This window comes from Microbacterium sp. H37-C3, from assembly GCF_027157935.1.
In the GTDB taxonomy this organism is placed as follows: Bacteria; Actinomycetota; Actinomycetes; order Actinomycetales; family Microbacteriaceae; genus Microbacterium; species Microbacterium plantarum.
This window is the reverse complement of record NZ_JAPVLR010000001.1, coordinates 664,962-689,403: the sequence shown is the minus strand read 5'-3', so window position 1 is coordinate 689,403 and position 24,442 is coordinate 664,962. Positions and strand designations below refer to the sequence as shown.

Below are 24,442 nucleotides of genomic sequence, written 5' to 3'. Positions count from 1 at the left end.
GTGCGAGACTGTCCGCGATGCCCTCCAGCCTACCGATCGACCCGCCCACGGCCCGGAGCCTCACCGGTGTGCTGTCGCAGCTGATCGCCTCCGTCTCGGGTCGATCCGACTGGTTCGCTCCGGCGCGATCGGCGATCGTCATCGTCGCGGACGGGCTGGGGCGCGGCAACCTCGCTCAGCGGGCCGCTTACGCCCGGTTTCTCTCCGAGCGGATGGCCAAGCGGGATGCCGCTCGCACGGTGTTTCCGGCGACGACCGCCGCCGCCCTGAGCAGCCTCTTCACCGGCGTGCTTCCGGGTGAGCACGGCATCGTCGGCTATCGCGTCCGCGTGCCGGGCACCGCATCCGCTCCCAATCAGCTGACGGGGTGGGAGCACGACGGGCTCGATCCGCTCTCGTGGCAGCGCTCGCAGCCGGTCTTCGAGCGCGAGGTCGCCGGGGGAAGACGCTGTTTCGTCGTGAGCCGGGCGCAGTACGCCGGCACGGGGTTCACGACGGCGACGGTGCGCGGCGCCGAGTTCGTCGCGGCCTCGGGGATCGGCGAGCGTCTCGCGATGGCTGAGGCCCTCGCGGGCGCTCATGATGGGTCCCTCATCTACGTCTACATTCCCGAGCTCGACGTCATCGGGCACGCGCAGGGCTGGGAGAGCGACCGGTGGTCGGCCGAGCTGGAGTCGCTCGACGCCGAGCTGCGGCGCTGGGACCGTCAACTGGCACCCGGGATCGGCGCGGTGCTGACGGCCGACCACGGCATGATCGACGTTCCCGCCCACCGGCATGTGCTGCTCGGAGAGGGGGACCCGCTCGTCGACGAGGTCGAAGTCATCGGCGGCGAGCCGCGGATGCTGCACCTCTATGCGTCGGACGGCGCGGCCGAACGGGTCGCTTCGCGCTGGCGCGACGCGGAGTCGGATCGCTCCTGGGTCGTGACGCGCGAGGAGGCGATCGACGCCGGGCTGTTCGGACCTGTGCACCCCGAGGTCGTACCGCGGATCGGCGACGTACTGGTCGCCGCGCGTTCAGCGGTGGCCTACTACGACGATCGTCTCGCCGACAAGAAACCGCAGCGCATGGTCGGCCAGCACGGATCTCTGACGGATCAGGAGCGGATCGTTCCGCTCGTCCGTCTCGGCGCTTTCGCCTGAGCGGTCAGGCGTCCTCGCTGCGAGCGCCGAAGACGATCTCGTCCCACGAGGGCATCGACGTGCGGCCACCGCGACGGCGAGTCTCGGGCGCGGAATCCTCGCTCGCGGGCACGGTCTTCGGCGTCTCGGGTTCGGACGGCGCGGGCTCGGCTGGCTCGCGCTGACCGGCCTCCAGGGCATCGAAGAGCGCGACCGGAGTGCGTTCCCGCGCGTCGGAACCGCGGTCCTCGCCGGGCATCGGCTCACGATGGCCCCGGCGACGCCGGAGCGCTTCGAGCAGATCGGCGGTCTCCGACGAGGTCACGACCGGCTCGGGTGCTCGCTTGATCGCCGCGTCCTTCGCGTTCGTGCTGCGCAGCGAGTTCGACGCGACCGCGTCAGCGTCGGCGGCGGCGGGATGCCGCGGCCCGAAGGCGCCGCTGTCGAACCGTGACTCGTCCTTGGCCTGCGGCGTGTCGAGGGCGCGCAGACGGGGGATCAGTCCCTCCGGCAACGACCCCTGGCGCGACAACTGCGTCGCATCCGAGTTCAGCGGTGCCAGCGACGAGCGCCGCGGGTCGAACGACCACCGTGCGTCGTGCTCCACCTCGCCGACCGCGAACTCGACCTTCACGATCCAGCCGTCGGGTTCGCGCCAGCTGCTCCACCGCTCGCCGGTCGCGCCTGCCTCGCTGAGCTTGGTGCGAACCGCCGTTCCGAAGGTCGGCTGCGCATCGGGCTCCAGCTCGCCTGCGATGAGGACGGGCACGGCGAGCGCTTGCCCGACGATGTGCTCGCGTTCGGCGATGATCGGGCGCTCGTAACGCGCGACGTCCTCGACCCGGACTCCGAGGAGGGTGGCGACGTCAGCGGCGCTCATCCCGGAGCGGATGTGCGATTGGATCTCGCGCGGGCTGGGGCGAGGAGCCCGCGGTTCGTCCGTCGGCCGGGCGCGGCGCAGCTGGGCGCGCAGCGTCTCGTTCACCGGCAACGCGAAGCGCTCCCCGGACTCGGTGGCGAGGACGAGGATGCCCTCCTCGGTCCCGATGACCTTGAGCTGTTCCATGCGCAGAACCCTCCCAGCGATACGTGTGCCGTCATGGTGTCACAGGCATCCGGGCACCGCGGGAATATCCGGGGCGCGCCGCCGGTTTCGGGGGGCGAACCGGTCGTGCGCATCCGTTCCCGGAAGGATCTTCCGCGACGTTTTGCGAAAATCGCGCCGGTCATGCAAACTATCGCCGCCCCACTCGGCGCGGCAACCGGCAACACCTGGAAGTAGAGGCCTTTCGACATGGCTACGGATTACGACGCACCCCGCAAGACCGAGGACGACAGCGAGTCGATCGAGGCCCTGAAGGAGCGCGTGCCCGACAAGTCGTCGGGCTCGATCGACAACGAGGACGCCGACAACCCGTCGGGCTTCGAGCTGCCCGGGGCCGACCTCTCGGACCTCGAACTCGATGTCGTCGTCCTGCCCCCGCAGGAGGACGAGTTCACGTGCATGGAGTGCTTCCTCGTGAAGCACCGCACCCAGATCGATCACGAGACCAAGGTCGGCGCCATCTGCACCGAGTGCGCGGCCTGATCGCACGACCTTCGCTGACCCTCGACGCTCCGGCGTCGGGGGTCTGTCTTTTACCGGGCGGCGTTACGCGTCGGGCCCGGCCGGGGCGGCGGTCGCGCGGGCGCTCTCGATCACCGCGGCGACGCGGGCGGGCGTCCGCGAGGAGAACACCCAGTGGGTGACCGGATCGTCGTCGTCTTCGATCGCGATCCGTACGACTCCGTCGATGCCGCCACGCAGAAGGTGCCAGGAACTCGACGACAGGCCGGGCCCGCGTGCCTGCCGCGCGGCGTCGCCGGTGAACGTCTCGATCTCGCCGAGGTAGGTGAGCTCGATGCTCGCGCGCCCGACTCGGAGCCGCTCGCCGGTGACTTCGATCACCGGCGAGAGGGCGATGAGTCCCGCCACGACGAGGGCTCCCACGGCGATGCCAGCGATGAGCCCGACCACCGAGTCGAGCGGGGCGAGCACGAGAGCGACCATCGGCCCGCAGACGGCGGCGCTCACCAGAGCCCACAGGGATGGGCTCAGGCGCTCGCGGTAGCGTGTGGCGGGCGAGGTGGCGGGGGCGGAACTGTGCATTAGCCTCGTGGGGTGACCGAATCCGTGGACGTCCCCATTATCGCCGCCGACGTTCCCGTTTACGCCCATCCCGGAGATGCCGGAGCAGATCTCGTGTCCGTCGAGCAGCTGCGTCTCGAGCCCGGGCAGCGCGCGCTCGTGGGGACCGGTGTCCGAATCGCCCTGCCGGACGGCTTCGCCGCCTTCGTCGTGCCGCGCAGCGGGCTCGCGGCGAAGCACGGGATCACCGTGGTCAACTCGCCGGGAACGGTCGACGCCGGGTACCGCGGAGAGATCAAGGTCACGCTCCTGAACACCGACACCGCGGAGCCGTACGACATCGCGCCCGGCGACCGCATCGCCCAACTGATCGTCATGCCCGTCACCCCGGCCCGCTTCATCCCCGTCGACACCCTGCCCGAGAGCGTTCGCGGTGAGGGCGGTTTCGGCTCGACCGGCTATCAGCAGCAGACAGGAGTACCCGCATGAGCGACGACGCGAAGTCGGCACCCGCCGACCGGGCCACGGCAGGCCCCTTCGACGAGTCCGAGGCCAACCCGGTTCGTCCGTACATCGATCTCGGCGGTATCAAGGTGCTGCCGCGCGAGGGGCTGAACCTGCGTCTCGAGGTCGAGGAACAGACGAAGCGCATTGTCGCGGTCGGTCTCGACTACGCCGGTTCGACGCTTCAGGTCCAACCGTTCGCAGCGCCCCGTTCGACGGGGCTCTGGGAGGAGACGCGCGAGCAGATCCGCCAGCAGGTGCGCCAGCAGGGCGGTCGCGTCGAGGAGCGCGAAGGCCCGCTCGGCCCGGAGCTGCTCGCCGAGGTCCCCGTGATGGCCGGGGCGGAGGGCAGCGGAAAGCGTCTCGCACGTTTCGTCGGCGTCGACGGGCCGCGGTGGTTCCTCCGAGGCGTCATCGGCGGTGCGGCGACCAATGACGTCGACGCGGCTGCGCAGGTCGAGGATCTCTTCCGGTCGCTCGTGGTCGTCCGCGGCGGATCGCCGATGCCGCCGCGTGACCTCATCCCGCTCAAGATGCCGGCGACCCCCGGCTCGGCGTGAGCGCTGACGAACGGCGCGAGGCCGCGACCGAGCGCCCCGCCGATCTGACCCCGCCCGAGCCGGCGGCCTCGACCTCGGGCGTTCTCGGAGCCGCGCTCGGCGAGGCTGCGCGCAAGGCCGGTTTCGATCCCGACACCGAGGCTTCGACCGGGGGCGTCGTCTGGCGCGCGATGGGCGGTTTCCGCGGCATCGTCGAGGCCGTCCTCCCCGGCTTGGTCTTCATCGTCGTGTTCACGCTCACGACGGACCCGCAGACCCGTGAGGCGAATCTCTGGCTGTCGCTCGGACTGTCGGTCGGCGTCGCCGCGGTGTTTACGCTGCTGCGCCTCATCCAGCGCGGCCCGGCAGGAGCCGCATTCGGAGGTCTCATCGCGACCGCTGCGGCCGCGGGGCTGGCGCTGTGGACGGGGCGGGGGCAGGACAACTTCATCCCGGGTCTGATCACCAATGCGGCTTACGGGACCGCCTTCCTGGTCTCGGCCCTCATCGGATGGTCGCTCATCGGGCTCGCCGCCGGATTCCTCATGAACGAGGGCGTCGCCTGGAGGCGTGACAAGCGCAAGCGTCGCGTCTACTTCTGGCTCGCGATCGCCTGGGCGGGGCTCTTCTACCTCAGGCTCGCCGTGCAACTGCCGCTGTACTTCGCCGACGAAGTCGCCGCCCTCGGAACCCTGAAGCTCGTCATGGGCCTGCCGCTGTTCGCCCCGCTCGCGGCCGTCACCTGGCTCGCCGTGCGGGCGCTCTATAAGCGGCCCGCCGAGTGATACATTTATCTTGACGTCAAGATAAATTTCCCCCGATCCGACTAAGGGTCGCCTCACTAGATCGACCGGTGCGGCGAGGGGATGATGGGACAGTGCGCGCGAGCGCGCGGCCCGCCGATGAAGGAGAGCAGACGTGTCCACTGTTGACAGCTTCGGAGCCAAGAGCACCCTGACGGTCGGCAGCACCGACTACGAGATCTTCCGGATCGACACGGTCGAGGGTTACGACCGTCTTCCCTTCAGCCTCAAGGTGCTGCTCGAGAACCTCCTGCGCACCGAGGACGGCGCGAACGTGACGCAGGAGCAGATCCGCGCGCTGGGTTCGTGGGACGCCTCGGCAGAGCCCGACACCGAGATCCAGTTCACCCCGGCCCGCGTCGTGATGCAGGACTTCACGGGCGTGCCCTGCATCGTCGATCTCGCCACGATGCGCGAGGCGGTGACCGCGCTCGGCGGTGACCCCAACCGCATCAACCCGCTCTCGCCCGCCGAGATGGTCATCGACCACTCGGTCATCGCCGATCTCTTCGGCAGCGAGAACGCCCTCGAGCGCAACGTCGAGATCGAGTACGAGCGCAACGGCGAGCGTTACCAGTTCCTCCGTTGGGGTCAGGGCGCGTTCGACGACTTCAAGGTCGTCCCCCCGGGCACCGGCATCGTCCACCAGGTGAACATCGAGCACCTCGCGAAGGTCATCTACGACCGCAACGTCGACGGTGTGCTCCGTGCGTACCCCGACACCTGTGTCGGCACCGACTCGCACACCACGATGGTCAACGGCCTCGGTGTCCTGGGCTGGGGTGTCGGCGGCATCGAGGCCGAGGCCGCGATGCTGGGTCAGCCCGTGTCGATGCTCATCCCGCGCGTTGTGGGCTTCAAGCTCACCGGCGAGATCCCCGCGGGCGTCACCGCGACCGACGTCGTGCTGACGATCACTGACATGCTGCGCAAGCACGGCGTGGTCGGCAAGTTCGTCGAGTTCTACGGCGCCGGCGTCGGGTCCGTCCCGCTCGCGAACCGCGCCACGATCGGCAACATGAGCCCCGAGTTCGGGTCGACCGCCGCGATGTTCCCCATCGACGACGTCACGCTCGACTACCTGCGCCTGACCGGCCGCGACGAGCAGACCGTCGCCCTCGTCGAGGCGTACGCGAAGGAGCAGTCGCTCTGGCACGACCCCGCGAACGAGCCGAGCTACAGCGAGTACATGGAGCTCGACCTCTCGACGGTCGTCCCGTCGATCGCCGGCCCGAAGCGCCCGCAGGACCGCATCCTCCTGTCGGAGTCGAAGGAGCAGTTCGCGAAGGACATCCTCAACTACGCGACGGCCGCCGACGAGGCCGTCGAGGTCGAGGGCACCTTCCCGGCGTCCGACCCGGGCAACGCCCCGGGCGTCGAGCACGAGACCCACTCCGACGACACCGTCTCGCACCAGCACGACCACGCGCACGCGGGTCTGCTCTCGAGCGGCGCACGCCATGCGGCATCCAACCCGGTGAAGGTCACGCAGCCGTCGGGCGAGAGCTACATGCTCGACAACGGCGCAGTGACGCTTGCGGCCATCACGTCGTGCACCAACACGTCGAACCCGTCGGTCATGATCGCCGCAGGTCTGCTGGCGCGCAAGGCCTCGGAGCGCGGCCTCACGCGCAAGCCGTGGGTCAAGACGACGCTCGGCCCCGGCTCGAAGGTTGTCACCGACTACTACGAGAAGTCCGGCCTTGACAAGGACCTCGAGAACCTCGGCTTCTACACCGTCGGCTACGGCTGCACGATCTGCATCGGAAACTCCGGCCCGCTGATCGAAGAGGTCTCGGCCGCGATCAACGAGAACGACCTCGCGGTCACCGCGGTGCTCTCGGGCAACCGCAACTTCGAAGGCCGCATCAGCCCCGACGTCAAGATGAACTACCTGGCTTCGCCGCCGCTGGTCGTGGCCTATGCGCTGGCCGGGTCGATGAACTTCGACTTCGAGACCGATGCGCTCGGCAAGGACTCGGACGGCAACGACGTCTTCCTCAAGGACATCTGGCCCGCTCCCGATGAGGTCCAGGAGATCATCGACTCGTCGATCTCTCGTGAGCAGTTCATCAAGCAGTACGCCACCGTGTTCGACGGTGACGAGCGCTGGAAGAACCTGCCCACGCCGACCGGCCCGGTGTTCGAGTGGGACGAGGACTCGACCTACGTCCGCAAGGCGCCGTACTTCGACGGTATGCAGATGGAGCTGACCCCGGTCGCCGACATCACCGGCGCGCGCGTCATGGCGACGCTGGGCGACTCGGTCACCACCGATCACATCAGCCCGGCCGGAAACATCAAGGCCGGCACCCCGGCCGCGCAGTACCTCACCGAGCACGGCGTCGCGCAGAAGGACTTCAACTCCTACGGCTCGCGCCGTGGCAACCACGAGGTCATGATCCGCGGAACCTTCGCCAACATCCGTCTGAAGAACGAGCTCACGGCAGCGGTCAACGACGGCAAGGTCGTCGAGGGTGGCTACACGCGCGACTTCACCCAGGAGGGCGGCCCGCAGTCGTTCATCTACGACGCGAGCCAGAACTACCAGGCGCAGGGTACGCCGCTCGTCATCTTCGGTGGCAAGGAGTACGGCTCGGGCTCGTCGCGCGACTGGGCGGCGAAGGGCACTAACCTGCTCGGCGTGAAGGCGGTCATCACCGAGAGCTTCGAGCGCATCCACCGCTCGAACCTGATCGGCATGGGCGTCGTCCCGCTGCAGTTCCCCGCCGGCGAGAGCTGGAGGTCGCTGGGACTCGACGGCACCGAGATCATCTCGATCACGGGCCTGGAGCAGCTGAATGAAGGCGTCACTCCGAAGACGGTGAAGGTCGTCGCCGAGCCGAGCGAGTTCTCGCCCGAGGGCAAGCAGACGGTCGAGTTCGACGCGATCGTGCGCATCGACACCCCCGGTGAGGCCGACTACTACCGCAACGGCGGCATCCTGCAGTACGTGCTGCGCTCGCTCGTCTGAGACGCGGAGCTGCAGTAGTCCACGAGAGGCCGGAGCGTCCAGCTCCGGCCTCTCGTGCATCCCGCTGATTAGACTTACCGGCACCCGATGGAAGGAGGAGCTCGATGTCGTTGCTCTCCTCGATCTCGCACCCGCGCGATCTCGACGCCCTCTCGATCGCTCAGCTCGAGACGCTCGCCGGTGAGATCCGCTCGTTCCTCGTCGAGAACGTCGCGCGCAGCGGCGGACACCTCGGGCCCAACCTCGGAGTCGTCGAGCTCACCCTCGCGATCCATCGGGTCTTCGACTCTCCGAACGACCCGGTGGTCTTCGACACCGGGCATCAGTCCTACGTGCACAAGCTGATCACGGGCCGCCAGGACTTCTCGCGGCTGCGTTCGCGCGGCGGCTTGGCGGGCTACCCGCAGCGCAGCGAGAGCGAGCACGACGTCGTCGAGTCGTCGCACGCGTCGAGCTCGCTCAGCTGGGCCGACGGCATCTCGCGGGCCTTCGCCCGCACCGGTCGCACCGACCGCCATGTCGTCACCGTGGTCGGCGATGGCTCGCTGACCGGCGGGATGACGTGGGAGGCGCTCAACAACATCTCCGACGACAACGATCGCAACCTGGTCATCGTCGTCAACGACAACGGCCGTTCGTACGCGCCGACGATCGGCGGCATGGCGCGTTTCCTGAACAAGGTGCGCACCACCGAGGGCTACCGGTCGTTGCACGAAGGCTCAGCGTCGCTCTTCGGCCGCCTCGGGCCGGCGGCGCGGGCCGTCTACCGTGGACTCCGCGGTGGGACTCACGGATTCTTGTCCCGGTTCGTGAACAATGAGGCCCTGTACTCGAATCTCGATATCAAGTACCTCGGACCCGTCGACGGCCACGACCTCGAGGCCATGATCGAGACCCTGCGCCTCGCGAAGTCGTACGGTGCTCCGGTCATCGTGCACGCGATCACCGAGAAGGGCCGCGGCTACGCGCCCGCCCGACTCGACGAAGCCGACCAGTTCCATGCCGTGGGGAAGATCGACCCTGCGACGGGCCAGCCGGTCTCCTCCAGTGGCAAGACGACCTGGACCGACGTGTTCGCCGAGGAGCTCGTGTCTGCGGGGGAGCGCCGCGGCGATGTCGTCGCGATCACTGCGGCGATGCTGCGTCCGACCGGGCTGCTGCCCTTCGCGCAGCGGTTCCCCGACCGTGTCCTGGACGTCGGCATCGCGGAGCAGCACGCCGTCGCGGCATCCGCCGGCCTCGCCTTCGGCGGCCTGCATCCGGTCGTCGCGATCTACGCGACGTTCATGAACCGCGCGTTCGACCAGATGATGATGGATGTCGCGCTGCACCGCGCCGGTGTGACGTTCGTCCTCGACCGGGCGGGCGTGACCGGTCCCGACGGACCCAGCCATCACGGCATCTGGGACCTCGCGATGCTCCAGCTCGTGCCCGGCGTTCGCATCGCGGCGCCGCGGGACGCCGAGCGTCTCCGCGAGGTGTTCCGCGAGGCGGTCGAGATCGAGGATGCGCCCACGGTCGTCCGGTACCCGAAGGGCTCGGTCGGCGACGAGCTGCCGGCCGTCGAGCGTCTGGACGACGGGACCGACGTGCTCGTGCGGGGCGAGTCCGACGACGTGCTCATCGTCGGGATCGGCCCGATGGCGCGCCTGGGCATCGAGGTCGCCGAGCGCCTGCGAGCACAGGGAATCGGCGCGACCGTCATCGATCCTCGCTGGGTGGTCCCGGTCGCTCGCTCGGTCGTGGACCTCGCGGCTGGACACCGGCTGGTCATCACCATCGAGGACGGGATCCGTGTCGGTGGTATCGGCACACGCATCCGCCAGGTTCTTCGCGAGGCCGGCATCGACACGGCCGTCGACGAGCTCGGACTGCCCGACGAGTTCATTGATCACGCGGAGCGCGACGAGATCCTCGACGACGCGGGTCTGACGGCCGCGAAGATCGCGCACGACGTCGTCGCGCAGGTCCTCGGCACCCGCATCCCGATCGCCCGGCCAAGCGCGGATGCCGCGACGGACTGGTCGGATGCCGCCGACGCGCCGGGCCGCGCGGGTGCGAGCGACGGCGAGCCTCAGCCTCGCGGCCGCTGACGTCGTCGCCGGTCGGGGGAGATGATGCGGTAGCGCTCGTCGAGGGCATCCCCGGTGGCGGCGTCCGGGTCCTCGTCATGCGCGGGTGCGACGACCACCCCGGCGTCGGCCTGCCGAGCGTGTTTCGCGGTGACGAACCACGCGCCTGCGAGCCCGACGGCCGTCACCGGGGTGTTCACGATCAGAAGCCATGAAGAGTCCAGGAGTGCCGCGAGTTCCGTGGTCGGAGCCGTCACGATGAGAGCGTAGATGGCGGTGACCACGACGCTGAGGAGTGCACCGTACCCGGCGAACGCCGCGAGGTGAACCGGGACGTGCGGTGATCGCCTCAGCCATCTTCCGAGCACGTACGCACCGGGTGCCCCGATAGCGAGGGCGAAGACAGACGCGGGCAGGATGAAGAGAGCTGACACGACGCCGATGCCGCCCGTGCTGATCGCCCAGACGGCGATCAGGAGCATCGCGGTCCAGAACCATGCTCGCGCAGCGCCGCGCAGGAACTCCGAACGGGTGAACGCGAACGGTTCTGGTGTCGTCCTCGGGGACTCCGGTCGATGGTCGGCGACCGTCACGAGCGGGCCTCGGCGATGAGGTCGAGAAGTTCCCGCAGCGGCCGTCGCAGCATCGGGAGGCGAGCCAGCGGGAGCGCCATCGCGAGCAGTGCCAGGCCCTTGTCGAGCAAGCGCCGCGTCTTCGCCTGATGCTCGGACTCGTCGTAGACCCAGTACATCGCAAGCAGCAGATGCGCGAGAACGAGCGCGCCGGGCAGCGCCGCGGCGATGTCCTTCGGAAGCTTGTGGTCGGCACCGTCGACGGCGGTGCGGAACAGATCCTCCACGATCGCGAGCGAGGCATTCGACTCGGGCGACAGCGGGTTGATCGACGATCGCGGCGAGACGGCGGCCGTCAGGAACTCGGGCGCATGGCCATGCGTCGGCGTCAGTTGATCGAGGCCCGTGCGGAAGACGATCGCGAGCCGGTCCTTGAGGTCGCGCTCCGACTCGAGTCGGGGCAGGGCAGCCGCGCGGTGAGCCTGCTGCACCTGCAGGTAGAACTCCTGCACGAGCTCGTTCTTCGACGCGAAGTGGTAGTTCGTCGTCCCGACCGACACGCCGGCCTCCGACGCGATGCGGCGGATGGTAGTCGCGTCGTAGCCGCGTTCGCGAAACGAACGCAGCGCCGTCTCGACGATCAGGGCACGCGTGCGGTCGCGCTTCGATCCGGTCGGCTCCGGGGTGCTGAACATGTTCAGATACTAGCGTGCAGGAAGCCCCGGCCACCGGCGTCCCCGCTCCCGTGGAAGCATGGAGGGATGACCGGCCACAACCTCACCCGTACCGACGCTCAGCATCGTGCAGCCGAGGTCCGGCTCCACACCATCGATGTCTCCCTCGACGTCCGTGACGCCACGCGCGCCGAGGAGACCACGTTCAGCACCCGCGCGATCCTGTCGTTCGATGCGCGCGTCGGCGGTGAGACCTGGGTCGACTTCCTCGGTTCGAGCGTCGATGCGGTCATCGTGAACGGCGAGAGCCGGCCGGTGGAATGGGACGGCGCGCGCATCCGCATCCGCGACCTCTCGGAGCACAACACCGTCTCGATCGCGGCGCGCGGCGTCTACAGCCGCTCGGGCGAGGGCCTTCACCGCTTCGTCGACCCGGTCGACGGCGCCGTCTATCTGTACACGCAGTACGAGCCCGCGGACGCGCGACGCGTCTACCCGTGTTTCGAGCAGCCGGACCTGAAGGCACGCTGGCGGATGCGGGTCACGGCGCCGGAGGGCTGGCGGGTGCTGTCCAACGGTGCGGAGACCGACCGCCGGGACCTCGGCGGCGGCACCGAGGTCACCTTCGCTGAGACCCTTCCGATCTCCAGTTACATCACCGCCGTCGCAGCGGGCCCTTACCACCGCGTCAGCGCGGTCTGGGACGGACCCGAGGGGCCGGTCGACCTGGGCGTCCTGTGCCGTGCCTCGCTGGCGCCGTACCTCGACGCCGAGGAGATCATCGACATCACCCGCCGTGGGCTCGCGTACTTCGGTGAGGCGTTCGGACTCGGCTATCCGTGGGGCAAGTACGACCAGATCTTCGTGCCCGAGTACAACCTCGGTGCGATGGAGAACCCCGGTCTCGTCACATTCACCGAGGCGTACGTCTTCCGCGGGGCCGCGACCGCCGCGCAGCGCGAGGCCCGCGCCAACACGATCCTTCACGAGATGGCGCACATGTGGTTCGGCGACCTCGTGACCATGCGGTGGTGGGACGACCTGTGGCTCAAGGAGTCCTTCGCGGACTTCATGGGCTCGCATGCGTCTGTCGTGACCGGGCTCTATCCGGATGCCTGGGTGAGCTTCGCGAGCCGGCGGAAGGGGTGGGCCTACGAGCAGGACCAGCTTCCGACCACGCATCCGATCGTGGCCGACATCCCCGACCTGCAGGCGGCCAAGCTCAACTTCGACGGGATCACGTACGCCAAGGGAGCGTCCGTGCTCAAGCAGCTCGTCGCGTACGTGGGGGAGGAGGCGTTCTTCGCCGGCGCGCGCAAGTACTTCGCCGACAACGCCTTCGGGAACACCACGCTCGGTGATCTGCTGGACGCCCTGGAGCACACGTCCGGGCGCGACCTGCGGGCGTGGAGTCGCGCCTGGCTCGAGACCACCGGGATGTCGGATCTGTCGGTCGAGCGCGATGGATCGGACGGCGTCACGATCGTCCAGACCGATCCCCGACCCCACCGCGTGACGATCGGACGGTACGCGGCGTCGGAGGGGGCGCTCCGCCGAGAGGGCGGGGTCGAGCTCGATCTCGTCGACGCCCGGACGCCGCTGCCCGGGGATGCCGCGGGCGTGATCATCCCGAACGACGACGACCGCACCTATGCCAAGGTGCGCCTCGACGGTGACACGACGGCAGCGCTCGAGCGCTCGCTCTCGACGATCGGCGATCCGCTCGCCCGATCGGTGGCGTGGGCCGCGCTCTGGAACGCGGTTCGCGACGGTCGCCTCGATGTGGCACGCTACCTCGAGATCGTCGGAGTGCACGCCGCGGCCGAGACCCACATCGGCCTCCTCACCGACGCGGTCGCGCATGCCGACTACGCGATCGCCCACTACGCCGCTCCCGCACAGCGCGAGTCGCTCGCCGCGGCCTGGCTGGAGACCGTCTGGCGGTCGTTGCACGAAGCCCGCCCCGGGACGGACGCCCAGCTCGTCTGGGCGCGCGCCCTGGGCGCTGCCGCCGCGGTGGATGCGGGGCGTGCGGCGTCGTTGCGCCAGCTGCTCGCCGGCGAAGGGCAGCTCCCCGACGGTCTCGTGCTCGATGCGGACCTGCGATGGAGCTGGCTGTTCGCGCTCGCCTCGACGGGCCAGGCCAGCGCCGCCGAGATCGACGCCGAGCTGGTCCGCGACGATACCGCGAAGGGGAGGCGAGCCTACCGCGCCGCCCGAGCGGCGCTGCCCGAGGCGCCGGTGCGCGAGGCCGCGTGGGTCGCGGCGTGGACGGATGAGACCCTGTCGAACGACGAGCTCGACGCCACGATCGCCGGTGTCCGCGCCGGAGGGCGACGCGATCTCATCGCGGCCCTCGACGGGGACTATTTCTCGCGCATCGGCCGAGTGTGGGAGACCCGGAGTATCGAGATCGCGCGCCGCCTCGTGCGCGGTCTGTTCCCGGCGACGGCTGACCTGACGGCGGCGACGACGTGGCTGGACTCGAACCCCGGGGCGCCGGCCGCGTTGCGTCGCATCGTGATCGAGCAGCGCGATGTCCGCGAGCGCGACCTGCGCGTGCAGAGCGCGCAGGGCCGACCGGCGTGACGCGAGGAGGACCCCGGGGCTTCATGCCACGGGGTCCTCGTCGGCGGTGCAGCGCTGGCTGTCAGCGGTTCGCGATCCCGCGGATGGGCGGGTGGTGGAACGTGTCGCCGAACGCCCGCTCCGATGCGCCCTCCCGATCGAGGTAGGGCGAAGCACCGCCGTCGATGAACGGCCAGCCGGCGCCCAGGATGAGACACAGGTCGATGTCCTGGACCTCGGGAACGACGCCCTCGTCGAGCATGAGCTTGATCTCCTGCGCCAGGCCGTCCTGAACGCGCTGGAGGATCGTGTCGGCCGCGACCGGCGACGAACCCGTCGCCTTCTTCGCGATCTTCTCCGCGGCCTTGGTGAAGCCGGTGACCCGTCCTCCCTTGTCCTTCTCGACGACCTCGGGCAGTTCCGCGAGCTGGTGGAAGTTCTCGTTCGCATAGAAGCGGTCGGGGAACGCCGAGGTCATCGTGTCCTGCACGTGTGCGGCGACCTTCCAGCCGACGAGGTCGATGAGCTGGAAGGGCCCCATCGGCAGCCCCAGCGGCGCGAAGGCCTTCTCGACATCGGCGACCGGCGTGCCCTCGTAGACGGCACGCGCCGCCTCGCCCATGACTTTCGCCAGCAGTCGGTTCACGACGAAGCCGGGCGCGTCGGCCGTCAGGACGGCGTTCTTGCCGAGGCCCTTCGCGACGACGAACGCGGTCGACAGGGCAGCATCCGTCGTCTGCGATGTCTTCACGACCTCGATCAGCGGCATGACCGCGACGGGGTTGAAGAAGTGGAAGCCGACGAGACGCTCGGGGTGGGCGAGCTTCGCGCCGATCTCCGCCACGGACAGCGACGAGGTGTTCGTCGCGAGGATCGCGTCGTCGGCGATGATCTTCTCGATCTCGCCGAAGACCTGCTGCTTGACCCCGACCTCCTCGAACACCGCCTCGATGACGAAGCCGCAGTCGGCGTACTCGCTCTTGTCGACCGTGCCGTGCACGAGCGAGCGGAGCTTGCCCGCCGTGTCGGAATCGATGCGGCCCTTCGCCTCGAGCTTGCCGATCTCGTCACGGATGTAGGCGAGCCCCTTGTCGACGCGCGCCTGATCGAGGTCCGTGATGAGCACGGGCACCTGGAGCTTGCGGACGAACAGCAGCGCGAACTGGCTGGCCATGAGGCCCGCGCCGATGACGCCGACCTTCGTCACCTTCTTCGCCAGCGCCTTGTCGGGAGCGCCGACCGGCCGCTTCGCGCGCTTCTGCACCAGGTCGAAGGCGTACATCGACGCGGCGAACTGGTCACCCGAGATCAGTTCGGCCAGAGCGTCGTCCTCGCGGGCGAAGCCTTCGTCGCGTGAGCCGCCGCGGGCCTTCTCGAGCAGCTCGAGGGCCAGGTAGGGAGCCTTCGGGACGGTGCCGATCTTCGACTCGAGCATGCCGCGGGCAACCTTGACGGCGATCGGCCACTTGGTCAGACGCTCGAGCTTGCCGGGCTCGTTCTTGCGCGTGACCGAGACGGCGCCCGACAGCACGCGGTCGGCCCAGGCGAGCGAGTCCTCGAGGTAGCTCACCGCGGGGAAGATCGCGTCCATGATGCCCAGGTCGTGCGCCTGCTGCGGCTTGAGCACGCGGTTCTGCTTGAGCGGATTGCTGATGACCACTTCGAGCGCGTTCTCGATCCCGATGAGGTTCGGCAGCAGGTAGGCGCCTCCCCAGCCCGGGATGAGCCCGAGGAAGACCTCGGGCAGCGCGATCGCCGCGGCGGAGGCGTCCACGGTGCGGTACGTGCTGTTGAGCGCGATCTCGAGACCGCCGCCGAGGGCGAGGCCGTTCACGAAAGCGAAGGAGGGGACGCCGAGCTGCGACAGACGCCCGAGCACCTGGTGTCCGCGCTGCGCGACGAGCTTAGCGATCTCCTTCGAGGGCAACCGTGAGACATCGGAGAGGTCGGCGCCCGCGGCGAGGATGTACTGCTTGCCGGTGATGCCGACGGCGTCGATCTCCCCGGCCGCCGCGCGGGCGGCGAGCGTCTCGAGCACGCCGCCCAGCTCGGCGAGCGTCGCCGGACCGAGCGTGTTCGGCCGGGTGTGGTCTCGTCCGTTGTCGAGGGTGATGAGCGCCAGCGTGCGCCCCGAGGCGAGCCGGACATCGCGCAGCAGCGAATGCGTGACGACCTCGTCACCGGTGAGGGCGTCGAGGGGGGAGAAGTCGATGTCGTCGTAGGTCATGTCGGCGCGCCTCACTTCTTCGCGGTCTTCTTCTTGCCGGTGTAGTGCGGGTTCTCCCAGATCACGGATCCGCCCTGGCCGAGGCCCACGCACATCGCGGTGAGGCCGTAGCGGACGTCGGGGCGCTCGGCGAACTGCGCGGCGAGCTGGATCATCAGACGCACACCGGATGCCGCCAGGGGGTGACCGACCGCGATGGCGCCGCCCCACGGGTTGACGCGCGGATCGTCGTCGTCGATGCCGAAGTGGTCGAGCAGCGAGAGCACCTGCACCGCGAACGCCTCGTTGAGCTCGAAGAGCCCGATGTCGTCGATCGTCAGGCCGGCCTTGGCGAGCGCCTTCTCGGTCGAGGGGATGGGGCCGATGCCCATCACCTCGGGCTGGACGCCGGCGAAGCCGAACGAGACCATCCGCATCTTCGGGGTGAGCCCGAGCTCCTTCACCGCGCGCGAGCCGGCGAGGAGGCTGATGGTCGCGCCATCGGTGAGGGGCGACGAAGTGCCTGCGGTGACGCGGCCGTGCGGCCGGAAGGGGGTCTTCAGCTGCGCGAGGCCCTCCATGGTGGTCTCGGGCCGGCGCCCCTCATCCTCGGTCGCGAGGCCCCACGCGCCGTCCGCGGACTTCACCGCGACGGGAACGAGGTCGGGCTGAAGCTTGCCGGCGTCGTACGCGGCCTGCGCCTTCTGCTGGCTGCGCATGCCGAACCGGTCGGCGCGCTCCTTCGTGAGCACTGGGAAGCGGTCGTGCAGGCGCTCGGCGGTGATGCCCATGTTCAGGGCATCTGCGCTGACGAGCTTCTCGGTGAGGAATCGGGGATTCGGGTCGGTGTCTCCGCCGCCGAGCGGGTGGCGGCCCATGTGCTCGACGCCGCCCGCGAGGGCGAGGTCGTACATGCCGATGCCGATCGACCCGGCCATCGTGGTGACGCTGGTCATCGCGCCTGCGCACATGCGGTCGATGGCGAAGCCCGGCACACTCTGCGGAAGGCCGGCGAGGATCGCCGCAGTGCGGCCGAGGGTCAGGCCCTGATCGCCCTGCTGCGTCGTCGCGGCGATCGCCACGTCATCGATCCGGTCGAGCGGCACATCGGGGTTGCGTTCGATCACGCCCCGGATCGCTTTGACGACGAGGTCGTCCGCTCGGGTGTTCCAGTACATGCCCTTCTCGCCGGCGCGCCCGAACGGGGTACGCATGCCGTCGATGAAGTAGACGTCCGAGATCTCGGCCACTTTGCCTCCAGAAGATGGGATCGACTCCAGCCTAGAGAGCCGGGGAGGCCGGGAAAATCGGTTGGATCGAACCTACGAACCGCTCGAGGAGGGCGCGGCATCCCCGTTCACGGAATCCACAAAGGCTTGCGCGATCACCTGTGCGGTCTGCTCAATCTGCCACGGACGTGCGCCGAGCTCGGCGAGTGCTGCGCCGACCGTCTCGGCGGAGATCTCGGCGGGCGGCGCCCACGCCACGCGGCGCAGGAGCTCGGGCGTGAGCAGGTTCTCCGTCGGCATCGACAGCTCCTCGGCACGCTGCTCGACGAGTGGCTTCGCCGCCTTCAGGCGGGCGTCGGCGGGAGGGTTCCGGTCGACCCAGGCCCGCACCGGCGGAAGTCCGTCGCCGGGCAGCCGGTCCGGCGGCAGCGACTGCTCGGCCCGGCCCGCCTCGAAGGCCGCCCACCAGCGGTCGAGCTGCGAGCGGCTCGCGCGGCCGGTGAAGTCCTTGACCTTCGCCAGGTCCTGCTTCGTCTTCGGGTCGGCGGCGAGCGCCGCGACGAGCGCGCGGTCGGGGACGAGCCGGCCGGGAGCGATGTCCTGCTCGCGGGCGTACTCCTCGCGTGCGGTCCACAGCGCACGAGCGACGGCGAGGGCACGCCGGCCGCGAATGGTGTGCAGGCCGCTGAGCCGGCGCCACGGATCCTCGCGGGGCGGTTTGACCGGCCGGTCGAGCACGGCTTGGAACTCCTGGGCCGCGAACTCCACCTTGCCCTGGGCCTCGAGCTCGCGGGCGAGCACGTCGCGGACGTCGATCAGGTGCTCGACGTCGAGAGCGGCGTACTCGAGCCACGATTGCGGCAGCGGGCGCGTCGACCAGTCGGCGGCCGAGTGCGCTTTCGCGAGGACGATGCCCAGCGTGTCCTCGACCACGGCGCCGAGCCCGACGCGGGCGTGGCCCAGTAGCCGTGCGGCCAGCTCGGTGTCGAAGATCGATGTCGGGTCGAGGCCGGCCTCGCGCAGCGAAGGCAGGTCTTGGCTCGCGGCGTGCAGCACCCACTCGACGTCGCCGATGGCGGCCTGGAGGGGCGCGAAGGTCGAGATCGCCGGCGGGTCGAACAGGTGCACGCCCGCGCCGCGGCGGAAGACCTGGATGAGATAGGCGCGTTGCGAGTATCGGAAGCCCGACGCCCGTTCGACGTCGACGGCGACGGGGCCGTCACCGGCCGCGAGCAGTTCCGCGGCGCGTTCGAGTCCGGCGTCATCGGCGATGACGGTGTATTCAGCCACGGTTCCCCCGGCGTGCTCCGAAAACGGCGACGCCCTCCGACCCCGGAGGAAGGCCGGCCAGCATGCAGGTCAGTTCCGCCCAGGCGTCGATGTGAGCGGTGATGTCTCCGACGGGGGTCCACGAGGCGCGCAGCTCGATCTGCGCACCGTCGCCCTCCTCGGCAAGGCTCCCGAAGCCGCGCGAAAGTGTCTTCGTCGCGGTCCCCGAAACCGAGTGGAACGAGGCGTCGCGGTGATCGAGAGCGTCGATCAGCCATGACCAGGCGACCTCGGCGAGAAGCGGATCGACTCCGATCTCGGGTTCGAGCGGCGCCTGAGCGAAAGCGACGATGCGCCACGGACCGCCCCAGGCGTCGGGCTCGTCGTCGTCGTCGTGGAGGATGACGATGCGCCCGGTGCCGTAGGGGGAGTCGACGGCGTGATCCTCGGGCCGCACATCGCCGGCGAGTGCGAGGGCTTCCGGCGCGAGCCCGGTCGGTGCGGGGATCTCGCGCACCACGAGGTCGTCGCGGAACGTCATCGCCAGCACCGCATCGCGAGCGACGACGAATGCCGTCGCGTCGGCGGGAGGACGGGAATCGGCCACGTCGACAGACTAGAGTGAGGCCTCGATGATGGGTTCCAGGCGCGCCGGGGCTGCGGGCGCATCTCCCGCAGCAGCCACCGCCGCGAAGGCGACGATCGCGGCGCTCGCCGGAGCCCTCGGTATCTCGCTCGCGGCGCTCGGCACCGTGTCGATGCGCGTAGCTCGCAGAGTCGTGACGCCCGCGGGGCGGGTGCCCGACACGGAACTGCTCGCCGTCGACGTCGCCGCGCAGACGCTCACCCTCTCGCGCACCCCAGACACCGAGCTCCCCGGTCGATACGGGCTGTTCACGACGGGCACCGCGTCGTACGTCAAGGTCGGTGCCGTGCTGGCTCTGGACGAGAGTTCGGTCAAGCGCAAGCTGCTCACGCAGATCGGAACCGACGACCGGCTGTCGGCTGCTGCCGCGTTCAGCGGCTGGTACTACTCCGATCCCGCGGAGCTGCACCTGCCTTACCACTCCGAGCTCGTCGGGTCCCCGCTCGGACCCTGCCCGGCATGGTTCTTCCCGGCCACGGACGAAACCGGAGCGCCGAGCGACACCTGGGTCATTCAGATCCACGGACGTGGCACGACGCGGACCGAGACGCTCCGCGCGGTGCCGGTGTTCCACGCCGCCGGTGTCTCATCCCTGCTGGTGTCGTATCGCAACGACGGCGAGGCGCCGCGCAGTCGCTCGGGCACGTACATGCTCGGCGCGACCGAATGGCGCGACGTGGATGCCGCGATCGGAGCGGCCCGCCGCCGCGGCGCGCGCCGGATCTTCCTCATGGGCTGGTCGATGGGCGGCGCGATCGCCCTCCAGGTGGCACTCAACTCGGCCCATCGCGACATCATCGCCGGAGTCGTGCTCGAATCGCCGGCGATCGACTGGCGCATCGTGCTCGACTACCAGGCGCACCTGCTGCGCATCCCGGGGCCGGTCGCGAGCACGGCCGTGCGGGCACTGGACAGTGAGTGGGGCTCGCGGGTCGTCGGGCTGAACACGCCGATACCGTTCGACCGGCTCGACGTGGTCGCGCGTGCGGCCGAGCTGCGGCATCCGATCCTCATCCTGCACAGCGACGACGACGGCTTCGTCCCCGCGGACGCGTCGTATCAGCTGGCGGAGGCGCGTCCCGATCTCGTCGAGCTCGAGGTGTTCCGGATCGCCCGTCACACGAAGCTGTGGAACTACGATCCGGAGCGCTGGACCTCGGTCATCCGCGAGTGGATCGAGCGCCGACGCTCAGCCGCAGATAGCTGAAGCCGGCGGCATCCATCAGCGCACCCGCGACGGCGGTCGGCGCGTCGTCGGCGACCGGCAGGACCGGAAGTCGGACGGGGCCGATCCGTGGCGCGACCGTGAGACAGATCTCGTCGACCACGCCCGCGGCGACGAACTGCGCTGCGAGGGTCGGACCTCCCTCGCAGACGACGCGCTCCCAGCCGCGGGCCGACAGGGCGGCCAGCACGTCGGCGGGGGACAGATCGGGACCGCGGCCAGCGGTGACGACGGTGACGCCGGCGGGCGCCTCGGGGTGGACGCCGTCGGGGACGACGAGGACGACGCGCCCGGCCTCGGCCTCGGTCAGGCGGTGGCCGTCGAGACGCCCCGACCGCGAGACGATCGCGAGGGCAGCGGTGCGCGGGACGACGTAGCCCTCGGCCCGGACGCTCTCCGCGCCCACGACGACGACGTCGGCATCCCGGCGGATGATGCCGAGGATGCTGCGGTCGGTCGGGCTCGTGATGGTGTCGCTCGTCCCGTCGCCGCCGGAAGCCGACCCGGTGAGGGTGGTGACCATGTTCAGGCGGACGTACGCGCCCGGCGCTCGCCGGTAGCGCCGCTCGAGCCACGCCCGTCCGTCATCCGTCGCGGAATCGGCGCTTTCGCCGGTTTCCGGAAGCATCTCGGTCACACGCACGGCGTCATCCTTTCACGCGGTTAGGGTTGATCCGTGACGAGCACATCCGCCGGAATCCTGCGCCTCAGCGACCGCCGTCCCGAGGTGAGCGGCACCGAGATGCTCGCCGCCCTGGTGCCGCCGCCGCAGTTCGACGCGGCGACCTTCGATTCGTACCGGGCCGACCCGCAGTACCCGTCGCAGCAAGAGGCGAAGGACCTCCTCGAGGCGTTCGCCGGGGGCGGCGCCCCCGCGGCGCGCGGGGGACTGTTCCGCCGTGCGAAGAAGGTGCCCGAGACGAAGCCCGGCGTGTATCTCGACGGCGGCTTCGGCGTTGGCAAGACCCACCTTCTCGCCGCGATCTATCACGCGATGCCGGCACGCCGGAAGTACTTCGGGTCGTTCATCGAGTACACCGCGCTCGTGGGGGCCGTCGGCTACCAGAACACCGTGCAGCTCCTCCGCGGGGCCGATCTGCTCTGCATCGACGAGTTCGAGCTCGACGACCCGGGCGACACGATGGTGATGACGCGGCTCCTCGGCGAGCTCGTCGCGTCGGGCACGCGTCTCGCGGCGACCTCTAACACGCCGCCGAACGCGCTGGGCGAAGGGCGATTCGCCGCTCAGGACTTCCTGCGCGAGATCCACGCGATGTCGGCGAGCTTCCAGACGATCCGGATCGACGGCATCGACTACCGGCAGCGTGCCGTCGACGGGCACGCCGTCGCACTCGCGCCCGATGAATACGAGGCGACGATCGCGGAGGCCGCGGCATCCGGACTCGTTTCGGACGACGCGTTCGCCGACGTCATCGCGCACCTCGCGACCGTCCACCCCTCGCGCTACATCCGTCTCGTCGATGACATCGCTACGATCGGCCTGCGTGACGTGACGCAGTTGGCAGACCAGTCGGCCGCCCTGCGCTTCGTCGCGTTCGTCGACCGCGCCTACGACGCCCAGATCCCGATCCGCGCGACGGGGCGTCCGCTCGACGAGGTGTTCGGCGACGAGATGCTCGGCGGCGGATACCGCAAGAAGTACCTGCGCGCCATCTCGCGCCTCGTGGCTCTCACCCACTCCTGAGCGCCTGTGCAGGAGTCGTGCGGCGCGAGGAAACCTGATGTTTACCTGGGGAGCGGCAGCGTAACCGTTCGGAAACACGACTGCGCCGTCGGGGGAAACTGGGCGCCTCGACACTGAGGGGACCCGACGCTACACCTGCGTCCCTGCAGAGAGGTTCCCTTCGAGATGGATCAAGGCAACACCGCATTCATACTCATCGCGGCCGCATTCGTCCTGCTGATGACGCCAGGACTCGCGTTCTTCTACGGCGGTCTCGTCAAGGCCAAGAGCGTCATCAGCATGATGATGATGAGCTTCGGCGCCCTCGGGCTCATCGGCGTCCTCTGGGTGCTCTTCGGCTACGCCATCGCTTTCCCCGGCGCTGAGGGAACCGTCGCCCCCTGGTCGATCGACTGGAGCGCGATCGGTCTGAGCAGCCTGCTCGAGACGCCCGCCGACGCCGACTTCCCGCCGATGGCCTTCGTGTGCTTCCAGGCGACCTTCGCGATCCTCACCGTCGCGCTCGTCTCGGGCGCCATCGCCGACCGCGCCAAGTTCGGTGCGTGGATGCTGTTCGCCGGCGTCTGGGCGACGATCGTCTACTTCCCCGTCGCGAGCTGGGTCTTCAACTTCGGCCTCGCTGATGACGGCTCCTTCGAATACGGCGGTTGGATCACCAAGGGCCTGCAGGATGTCTTCGGCGTCGGAGCGATCGACTTCGCCGGTGGTACCGCGGTGCACATCAACGCCGGTGCTGCGGCTCTCGCCCTCGCCCTGGTCCTCGGCAAGCGCGTCGGCTTCCAGAAGGGCGTCCACGTTCCCCACAACCCGCCGTTCGTGCTCCTCGGCGCCGGCCTGCTGTGGTTCGGCTGGTTCGGCTTCAACGCGGGCTCCGAGCTCGCTGCCGACGGCACCGCCGCGCTCGCCTTCATCAACACGATCGCCGCTCCCGCCGCAGCTCTCCTGGCCTGGCTGCTCGTCGAGAAGATCAAGGACGGCAAGCCCACCTCCGTCGGCGCCGCGTCGGGCGCTGTCGCGGGCCTCGTCGCCATCACCCCGGCGTGCGCCTCGGTGGACCCCATCTGGGCGATCGTGCTCGGCCTCATCGCCGGTGCCGCCTGCGCCCTGGCGATCGAGCTGAAGTACAAGCTCGGCTTCGACGACTCGCTCGACGTCGTGGGCATCCACCTCGTCGGCGGCCTCATCGGAACGCTCTACCTCGGCTTCTTCGCCAACGGCACGGGCCTGTTCATGGGCGGCGACGCCAGCCAGCTGATCGTCCAGGCGATCGCGGCCCTCGCTGTCCTCGTCTACTCCTTCGTGCTGGCCTTCATCATCGGCTTCGCGATCGAGAAGACCATCGGCTTCCGCGTGAAGAACGAGGACGAGATCGCCGGCATCGACACGGTCATGCACGGCGAGGTCGGCTACACCCTCTCGGACGCGAAGGTCTGATCAGACCTCGGCTCTGACCCGGGCGGGGCATCGCGGAGTGATCCGCGGTGTCCCGCCCTGTTTCTCGTTGGCGCTCGGTTGGCAGGCGGCGCCGCTTCGCGAGAGGTGAAGCGGCGCGAGCTGCCAGGCGAAGCGGAGGGGGAGACGGGGTGGCGCGCCTCGCGAGCTGGGTAGGTTTGGGCGCATGGGTGTGCTTTCGCGTGTGTGGGACCTGCTGCGACCGCGTCGGACGGCGGGTGACTCGGGTCGGCCTGCCGCTGCGCGTCCGCGGCCGGGGACCGTCACGCCGGCTCGCCCCAACATGCCGTCCGCGTCGGGCGGAGGGGTCGCGGGCGCGGCATCCGTCGTCGAGGTGGCGCTGCCCGATGCGCGCAGCCTGCGTCTGGCTTACGAGCCGACGCCCGACGGGCAACCCGATCCCGGCGAGATCGTCTGGGCGTGGGTTCCGTATGCGGAGGATGCCGCGCGCGGCAAGGATCGCCCGCTCCTCGTGCTCGCGCGCGCCGACAGTGGCCGCAGCTGGGCGATGAAGCTCACGAGCAAGCCGCACGACGGCGAGCGCGACCACATCCCGCTCGGGACGGGGGACTGGGACCGCGAGCGGCGACCATCGTGGCTCGACGTCGACCAGATCTACCTCGTGCCCGCGAGCGGCATCCGCCGCACGGCCGGCGCCCTCGACCGCGCGACCTACGGTCGGGTCGCGCAAGCCCTCTCGCAGCGCTACGGCTGGCGCGCCGCGCGCTGACCCGCGCCGGCTCGGCGCCTCG

General features: G+C 69.6%; 21 protein-coding genes. 12 read left to right on the top strand and 9 right to left on the bottom strand.

The window, feature by feature from the left end:
• The first annotated feature begins 17 nt into the window (after positions 1-17).
• Entirely contained in the window at positions 18-1,145 is a 1,128-nt protein-coding gene (locus O1W71_RS03460) for an alkaline phosphatase family protein (protein ID WP_269266538.1), read from the top strand.
• 4 nt (positions 1,146-1,149) lie between these two features.
• Here the strand turns inward: O1W71_RS03460 and sepH are convergent, their stop codons facing one another.
• Complete coding sequence (sepH, locus tag O1W71_RS03455; protein WP_269266537.1) at positions 1,150-2,190, bottom strand: septation protein SepH; 1,041 nt, start codon at positions 2,188-2,190, stop codon at positions 1,150-1,152.
• Positions 2,191-2,418: 228 nt separating this feature from the next.
• Here sepH and O1W71_RS03450 point away from each other — a divergent pair, with 228 nt between their 5' ends.
• Entirely contained in the window at positions 2,419-2,712 is a 294-nt protein-coding gene (locus O1W71_RS03450) for a DUF4193 domain-containing protein (protein WP_023951316.1), read from the top strand.
• Between the two features lie 63 nt (positions 2,713-2,775).
• On the opposite strand, the gene O1W71_RS03445 is transcribed toward O1W71_RS03450, so the two are convergent.
• Positions 2,776-3,273: a DUF3093 domain-containing protein gene (locus O1W71_RS03445; RefSeq protein WP_269266536.1), complete on the bottom strand. Its 498-nt coding sequence runs from the start codon at positions 3,271-3,273 to the stop codon at positions 2,776-2,778.
• Between the two features lie 12 nt (positions 3,274-3,285).
• Between O1W71_RS03445 and dut the strand changes: the two genes are divergently transcribed.
• The 5 genes from dut to dxs all read left to right on the top strand — a co-directional run bounded on the left by dut (position 3,286) and on the right by dxs (position 10,165).
• Positions 3,286-3,741 carry a dUTP diphosphatase gene (gene dut / locus O1W71_RS03440; protein ID WP_269266535.1) on the top strand — a complete coding sequence of 152 codons (456 nt, stop codon included), beginning with the start codon at positions 3,286-3,288 and terminating at the stop codon, positions 3,739-3,741.
• A complete protein-coding gene (locus O1W71_RS03435) occupies positions 3,738-4,316 on the top strand; it encodes a DUF3710 domain-containing protein (RefSeq protein WP_112614172.1) in 579 nt (192 codons plus the stop codon). Before dut ends, O1W71_RS03435 begins: the two co-directional genes overlap by 4 nt.
• Positions 4,313-5,080 carry a DUF3159 domain-containing protein gene (locus O1W71_RS03430; protein WP_112614174.1) on the top strand — a complete coding sequence of 256 codons (768 nt, stop codon included), beginning with the start codon at positions 4,313-4,315 and terminating at the stop codon, positions 5,078-5,080. The genes O1W71_RS03435 and O1W71_RS03430 overlap by 4 nt, the downstream gene beginning before the upstream one ends.
• A 133-nt stretch (positions 5,081-5,213) precedes the next feature.
• Entirely contained in the window at positions 5,214-8,072 is a 2,859-nt protein-coding gene (gene acnA, locus O1W71_RS03425) for an aconitate hydratase AcnA (RefSeq protein WP_269266534.1), read from the top strand.
• A 104-nt stretch (positions 8,073-8,176) separates the two neighbouring features.
• Positions 8,177-10,165, top strand: coding sequence for a 1-deoxy-D-xylulose-5-phosphate synthase (dxs, locus tag O1W71_RS03420; protein WP_269266533.1), 1,989 nt, complete (start codon positions 8,177-8,179; stop codon positions 10,163-10,165).
• Here dxs and O1W71_RS03415 read toward each other — a convergent pair.
• Both O1W71_RS03415 and O1W71_RS03410 read right to left on the bottom strand, forming a co-directional pair.
• The gene (locus tag O1W71_RS03415; RefSeq protein ID WP_269266532.1) at positions 10,147-10,626 is read right to left on the bottom strand and encodes a hypothetical protein; all 480 of its coding nucleotides are present in this window, start codon (positions 10,624-10,626) and stop codon (positions 10,147-10,149) included. The two genes, dxs and O1W71_RS03415, sit on opposite strands and share 19 nt — an antisense overlap.
• Before the next feature lie 107 nt (positions 10,627-10,733).
• Positions 10,734-11,411 carry a TetR/AcrR family transcriptional regulator gene (locus O1W71_RS03410; protein WP_269266531.1) on the bottom strand — a complete coding sequence of 226 codons (678 nt, stop codon included), beginning with the start codon at positions 11,409-11,411 and terminating at the stop codon, positions 10,734-10,736.
• A gap of 66 nt (positions 11,412-11,477) precedes the next feature.
• On the opposite strand from O1W71_RS03410, the gene pepN reads away from it, so the two are divergent.
• Positions 11,478-13,979, top strand: coding sequence for an aminopeptidase N (pepN, locus tag O1W71_RS03405; RefSeq protein WP_269266530.1), 2,502 nt, complete (start codon positions 11,478-11,480; stop codon positions 13,977-13,979).
• 61 nt (positions 13,980-14,040) lie between these two features.
• Here pepN and O1W71_RS03400 read toward each other — a convergent pair whose 3' ends face one another.
• From O1W71_RS03400 to O1W71_RS03385, 4 genes are all read right to left on the bottom strand, one after another.
• A complete protein-coding gene (locus tag O1W71_RS03400; protein ID WP_269266529.1) occupies positions 14,041-16,185 on the bottom strand; it encodes a 3-hydroxyacyl-CoA dehydrogenase NAD-binding domain-containing protein in 2,145 nt (714 codons plus the stop codon).
• 11 nt (positions 16,186-16,196) lie between these two features.
• Positions 16,197-17,414 (bottom strand): thiolase family protein, encoded by a 1,218-nt coding sequence (locus O1W71_RS03395; protein WP_112614188.1) that lies wholly within the window; start codon positions 17,412-17,414, stop codon positions 16,197-16,199.
• A gap of 72 nt (positions 17,415-17,486) precedes the next feature.
• Positions 17,487-18,683, bottom strand: a complete 1,197-nt coding sequence (locus tag O1W71_RS03390; RefSeq protein WP_269266528.1) for a ribonuclease D — start codon at positions 18,681-18,683, stop codon at positions 17,487-17,489.
• Positions 18,676-19,269 carry a DUF3000 domain-containing protein gene (locus O1W71_RS03385; protein ID WP_269266527.1) on the bottom strand — a complete coding sequence of 198 codons (594 nt, stop codon included), beginning with the start codon at positions 19,267-19,269 and terminating at the stop codon, positions 18,676-18,678. Before O1W71_RS03385 ends, O1W71_RS03390 begins: the two co-directional genes overlap by 8 nt.
• Before the next feature lie 25 nt (positions 19,270-19,294).
• On the opposite strand from O1W71_RS03385, the gene O1W71_RS03380 reads away from it, so the two are divergent.
• A complete protein-coding gene (locus O1W71_RS03380; RefSeq protein ID WP_269266526.1) occupies positions 19,295-20,515 on the top strand; it encodes an alpha/beta hydrolase family protein in 1,221 nt (406 codons plus the stop codon).
• Here the strand turns inward: O1W71_RS03380 and O1W71_RS03375 are convergent.
• Positions 20,469-21,176: a dihydrofolate reductase family protein gene (locus tag O1W71_RS03375; RefSeq protein WP_269266525.1), complete on the bottom strand. Its 708-nt coding sequence runs from the start codon at positions 21,174-21,176 to the stop codon at positions 20,469-20,471. The two genes, O1W71_RS03380 and O1W71_RS03375, sit on opposite strands and share 47 nt — an antisense overlap.
• A gap of 33 nt (positions 21,177-21,209) precedes the next feature.
• Between O1W71_RS03375 and zapE the strand changes: the two genes are divergently transcribed.
• From zapE to O1W71_RS03360, 3 genes are all read left to right on the top strand, one after another.
• Positions 21,210-22,238 carry a cell division protein ZapE gene (gene zapE, locus O1W71_RS03370; RefSeq protein ID WP_269266524.1) on the top strand — a complete coding sequence of 343 codons (1,029 nt, stop codon included), beginning with the start codon at positions 21,210-21,212 and terminating at the stop codon, positions 22,236-22,238.
• Positions 22,239-22,403: 165 nt separating this feature from the next.
• Positions 22,404-23,672 carry an ammonium transporter gene (locus tag O1W71_RS03365; protein ID WP_112614198.1) on the top strand — a complete coding sequence of 423 codons (1,269 nt, stop codon included), beginning with the start codon at positions 22,404-22,406 and terminating at the stop codon, positions 23,670-23,672.
• A gap of 184 nt (positions 23,673-23,856) precedes the next feature.
• Positions 23,857-24,420 (top strand): type II toxin-antitoxin system PemK/MazF family toxin, encoded by a 564-nt coding sequence (locus O1W71_RS03360; protein WP_269266523.1) that lies wholly within the window; start codon positions 23,857-23,859, stop codon positions 24,418-24,420.
• Positions 24,421-24,442 lie beyond the last annotated feature (22 nt).